This window comes from Kitasatospora sp. NPDC127116 (assembly GCF_042677365.1).
In the GTDB taxonomy this organism is placed as follows: domain Bacteria; phylum Actinomycetota; class Actinomycetes; order Streptomycetales; family Streptomycetaceae; genus Kitasatospora; species Kitasatospora lactacystinica.
This window is the reverse complement of the sequence record NZ_JBHXTL010000260.1, coordinates 1-4,751: the sequence shown is the minus strand read 5'-3', so window position 1 is coordinate 4,751 and position 4,751 is coordinate 1. Positions and strand designations below refer to the sequence as shown.

4 protein-coding genes are annotated in these 4,751 nt (G+C 73.9%); 1 reads left to right on the top strand and 3 read right to left on the bottom strand.

All coding sequences use genetic code 11. The features are described from left to right. Positions 1-198: 198 nt before the first annotated feature. From ACFVHV_RS43280 to ACFVHV_RS43270, 3 genes are all read right to left on the bottom strand, one after another. Complete coding sequence (locus ACFVHV_RS43280; RefSeq protein ID WP_380359306.1) at positions 199-831, bottom strand: DUF305 domain-containing protein; 633 nt, start codon at positions 829-831, stop codon at positions 199-201. A 125-nt stretch (positions 832-956) separates the two neighbouring features. Further along, the gene (locus tag ACFVHV_RS43275) at positions 957-1,622 is read right to left on the bottom strand and encodes a DUF3105 domain-containing protein (RefSeq protein ID WP_359908032.1); all 666 of its coding nucleotides are present in this window, start codon (positions 1,620-1,622) and stop codon (positions 957-959) included. Positions 1,623-1,723: 101 nt separating this feature from the next. After that, complete coding sequence (locus ACFVHV_RS43270) at positions 1,724-2,191, bottom strand: hypothetical protein (RefSeq protein WP_359908029.1); 468 nt, start codon at positions 2,189-2,191, stop codon at positions 1,724-1,726. Between the two features lie 400 nt (positions 2,192-2,591). Between ACFVHV_RS43270 and ACFVHV_RS43265 the strand changes: the two genes are divergently transcribed. Further along, positions 2,592-4,457 carry a hypothetical protein gene (locus tag ACFVHV_RS43265; protein WP_380359303.1) on the top strand — a complete coding sequence of 622 codons (1,866 nt, stop codon included), beginning with the start codon at positions 2,592-2,594 and terminating at the stop codon, positions 4,455-4,457. The last annotated feature ends 294 nt before the right edge of the window (positions 4,458-4,751 follow it).

The following is a 4,751-nucleotide window of genomic DNA, read 5'->3' as shown; positions in this document are numbered from 1 at the left end:
GGACGGTACGGGACCGTCCCCGCCGGCGCCCCGGCCGTCCGGGGACACGCGGGACCTGCGGGACGTACAGGACGTACAGGACGTACAGGACGTACAGGACGTACAGGACGTACGGAATGTACGGGACCGGTGGGACCCGGGGACACCCGGACCCGAGGGACACGTACGAGCCGCAGGGCGAGCCCGCGGAACGAGCACTCAGGAGGCGGGCACGCCGGGCTCGGCGCCGCGCTCCTTGAGCATGTCGGTCATCAGCTGGAGCTCGGAGGTCTGGGCGACCACCATCGACTGGGCGAGCCGCTTCTCGGCATCGTTCCGGGCCTTGTCGACGTAGCCCTGGGCCATCTCGACGCCGCCCTTGTGGTGCTCGATCATCAGCTGGAGGTAGTACACCTCGGCGTCCCGCCCGCTGAGCGTGCGCAGCTTCGCGATCTGGGTGTTGGTGGCCATGCCCGGCATCAGCGAACCGTCGTGGGCCTGGTACTCGTGGCCCATCTCCATCCACGCCATCGGCGTGGCGGTCGAGTGCTGGGGCAGCCCCCACTGGTCGAGCCAGCCCATCATCATCCCGCGCTGGTTGGCCTGGGTGTTGATGATGTCGAAGGCCAGGGTGCGGGTCGGCTCGTCGGCGGTGCGGTCCCGGACGACGAACGACAGGTCCACGGCCTGCTGGTGGTGGGTCGCCATGTCGCGGGCGAACCCGGCCTCGGGGGAGTCGTTCGCGGGGACGGACAGCGTGGACGAGCCGGACGCCGATGTCCCGCTCGCCACCAGGGCCGGCACCCCGAGCGCCAGCGCCACGGCGGCGGCCAGCGCGGCCGGCCACCACATGCGGCGGCGGCGCGGGGCCCCCACTTCCTGGACGCCGTCCGCCGCGGTGTCCACGGCGTCCACGGCGTCCACGGTGCCCGCGCTGTCCGCCGTCACGGCCTCGCCGGGGCGGCCCGCGCCGGCGGTCACATCTGCCCCATGGTGCAGGAGGCGCCCGGCTCCTGGGTCTGCTTGCCCTGGACGTACTTGGTGAAGAACTGCTCCACCCGCGGGTCGCTGGCGCTGTCCACGGTCAGCTGGGTGCTCCAGGCGTTCAGGGTGATGGTGCCCTGCTCGTCCGGGTACGGGCTCATCAGCGAGTACGGGGTCTTCTTGACCCGGTCGGAGAGGGTCTTGACGTCGTCCGGCGTGGCCTTGCCGTTGTACGTCACCCAGACGGCGCCGTGCTCCAGCGAGTGGACGGCGCGCTCGTTCTCGACCGGCTGGTCGTAGACGTGGCCCATGCAGTCCAGCCAGATCGCGTTGTGGTCGCCGCCGACCGGCGGGGTCATCGGGTAGGTGACCTTGTCCTTGACGTGGGTGCGGCTCAGCTCGCCGAAGGTCTTCACGCCCGGGATGTCCGCGTTGGCGGCGGTCTCCTTGTCCTTCTTCTTCTGGTTCTGGTCCATGACGATCCAGGTGCCGGTGGCGATCGCACCGATCACCAGCACGCCGGCCGCCACCGAGGCGACGATCTTGTTGCGGCGGTCGCGGCGCTGCTCGGCGGCGCGCAGCTCGGCGATCCGGGCGCGGCGGTCGAGGCCGTCCTGCTTGCCGCCGGGCTTGTTGGACTGCTTGGAGGCGGAACCCATGGTGGTCGTCCTTGTCCCCGCCGCACCGGTCGGTGGCGGCGGTCAGCTGGTGTGAGAGGAGAAACGGATCCGTCGGCGGCTGCGCCGGCGGTGGGTTCCACTCAGGACCGGTGGACCTGGAGTTCGTGCAGATCGGGCACCGGGTGCGCGCCGTCGAGCAGACCGGTGGGCACCACCCGGGGCAGCGCCTCGGGCGCGGCCGGGGTCAGCGGTGACACGGCGGGTTGCGGCTGCGGCGGCGGGTTCGGCAGCTGGGCGTCCTGCGAGCAGTACGGATGGCTGGAGCAGCCGTTGTTGCGCGGCGGCTGGCCGTCGGCGGTGCAGAGGATCCAGTGCCCCTGCTCCTCGGCCGTCCGGTGGTGGTCCGAGGACTTCGTGGCCCCGGTGACCTTCGCGGCGTGACCGGTGTAGGAGGAGTGCCCGGTGGCGACCTGGACACTGACCACGCTGACGACGGTGACGGCGCTGACCGGGGCCGCGTGCGGCGCCGGTTGGCCGGAGCCGTCCACCGCCTTGGCCTGGCCCGCGCAGGGCAGCAGCGTCAACAGCGTGACGAGCAGCAGGACCAACAGCCCACCTGCCGGGCGGCCCGCGGATGCGGCCCTCCCCGGTCGGGGCGAACTGGGGGCCGACGCGGTCATGCGCACATTTAATCAGCCGAACGAGTGATGCGATGCCCCCCATCGGCCCTCATTTTCGGGGGCCCGCACACCCGGATGGCCAGGAAACGCCCTGCTCCGGACACATCCGGCAAGCACGGACGGAACGGGAGCGGACGACCGGGCGACGCCACCGTGGACGACCCGGCGAACCGCCCGGTGAACGGCCTGGTGAGCGCGGTGGCCGGGATGCTCCGGTGGGTGACCGGTTGTCGCCGAAACCCGGACAGGGTCGTCGCAGGTGGAGAACAATGTCGTCAGCCCGGCCCGCCGGGGGCGGCGCGACCACGGAACGACCAGGAGCCGCCAGATGAGCAAGCAGGGTGCACCCGCACAGCCGCACCGGCCGGACGACGGTTGGTGGGACGCCGTCTACGACGGTCCGACGGGCACCCTCCCGGACACCCCGCACGCCGACCCGGGGGACGGCAGCGTGGACGACTGGTTCGACACGGCGGCCGGGCTCATCGGGCAGCAGCGCTCGGTGGAACCGGAACCGGAACCGGAACCGGAACCGGCACCGGAGCCCGAGCCCGAACCCGAGCCGGAGACGGCCGTAGCGGCTTCCGGGGAGCCCGACGGCGCGGCGGGTTCTGAGGGCTCGGCGGGCTCGGCGGGCCGGGACAGCATCGACGACTGGTTCGACACCGCGGTCGGCGTGATCGGCGGAGCGGAGGGGATCGGGCGTCAGCGGACCTCCCCGGAGACCCACCGCTTCCCGGCCCCCGACTTCGCCGACGACGCACCGAGGACGGCGCGCGCGCAGGACCCGGAGCAGGACCCGGAACCCGCACCCAAACCGGAACCCGCACCCAAACCGGAACCCGAGCCGGACCCGGAATCCGAGCCGGAACCCGAGCCGGAACCCGAGCAGGCATCGGCACCCGAACCCGCACCCGAGCCGGAGGCCGTACCGGGTCCGGACTCAAACCCGGCCCCAGCCCCAGCCCCGGACGTGGTCCCGGACCCGGACCCGGTCTCGCTGGAGAAGCCCACCCCGCCGCCCGCCCCCGAACCGGCGCAGCCGGACCCCGTACCCGCCGTTGCGGAGCAGCCCGAGCACCCCGAGCACCCCGAGGAACTGGTGCCGCTGGTGGAGGCGGAGAAGTCCGAGCCGCCCGCCCCCGCTCCCGCCCCCAGCTCCGCTCCCGAGCCCGAACCCGTCCACGCCTCGGAACCCGACCCGGAGCCCGTGGCCCAGACCGCCGCCGTTCCCGACCCCCGCCTGGCCGTCCGCGCACCGCTCGCCGACGGCGGCGCCGCGGTCCCGCACGTCGGCGAGCGCCCCCCGACCTACGGACCCGAGCCGACGGCCGTACCCGAGGCGGACCCGGGCGCACTGCGCGCGCTCGTCCCGGACACCGTGCTGGACGGCGCCCAGTACGGTCCGTCCGTCCTGCGCGCCGCCTCCGTCCGGGGCGACTCCGCGCGCTACCGGGGCGAGCCGCGCCGCGACTCCCTGCTGGTCACCCGGTTCGGCGAGGGCCCGGACGGGCTGCTGCTCGCCGTCCTCGGCGGCTTCGACCGTATGGGCGGAGCCGCGGAGGAGGAGACGGTCACCCCGGAGGCGATCGCGGCCGCCAGCGGGGAGGCGTGCCACCATCTCGCCGCCGCGATCGGGCGCAGCCGGGCCGGCCTGGCCGCGGACCTGCGCGACGGTGCCCGCGACCGGCTCCGCTACGGCCTCCAGCGCCTGGCCACCGGTGCGGCCGCCCCGCTGCGCGCCCTGGCACCGCAGCCGGAGGGGGACGACACCCCGTCCCCGGCGTCGCTGCACTGCCTGATGGTGTCGCTGGACCCGGAGGCCGGCTACCGCGCGGCCTTCGGTGTCGGTCCGGGCGGGCTCTACCTGCTGCGCTCGGGCCACTGGATCGACGCCTACGCGGCCCGGCTGCTGCACCACCCGGACGGTCAGCCGCCGTTCCCCGAGGCCCCGGTGCCCGGCCCGCGCCCGTTCCGCTTCCGGCTCGTCCCCGCGACGCCGGGCGACATCCTCCTCCTGTGCACCCCGGGCCTCGCCCGGCCCATCGCCGACGAGCCGGCCGTCGCGCACTTCCTCTCCACCCACTGGGCCCACCCCCACCCGCCGGGCACCGTCGACTTCCTCCGCCAGGTCCAGGTCCGTGCCAAGGGCTACGCCGACGACCGTACGGCCGCCGCCATCTGGACCGAGTGACCCCGCACTACCCCCCGACCCCAACCCCAACCCCCCCAAACACCCAACCCGCCCCCCCCCCCGCCCGGGCGCGCGAGACGTCGGCTGGGCCGACTTCTCGCGTGCCGGATGCGCGGGCGCAGGTACCTTGGCGCCGGCCGCGCCGGGGGCGAGTCTGTAGACCGGTCTGCATATTCTCTGTCCGCCCCTATCGAGGTGGTGTGCAGGAAGTCGGCCTGATCGACTTCCTGTGCGTGGGGCTGCTCCTGGGCCTCTTCGACGGCTGCCCGGTCGGCTGACCGGCCGGGCTTGTGC

Excerpts from the sequence above, each read along its gene's own strand:
- ACFVHV_RS43280 (WP_380359306.1), bottom strand. The coding sequence starts at position 831 with ATGTGGTGGCCGGCCGCGCTGGCCGCCGCCGTGGCGCTGGCGCTCGGG.
- ACFVHV_RS43265 (WP_380359303.1), top strand. The coding sequence starts at position 2,592 with ATGAGCAAGCAGGGTGCACCCGCACAGCCGCACCGGCCGGACGACGGT.
- ACFVHV_RS43275 (WP_359908032.1), bottom strand. The coding sequence starts at position 1,622 with ATGGGTTCCGCCTCCAAGCAGTCCAACAAGCCCGGCGGCAAGCAGGAC.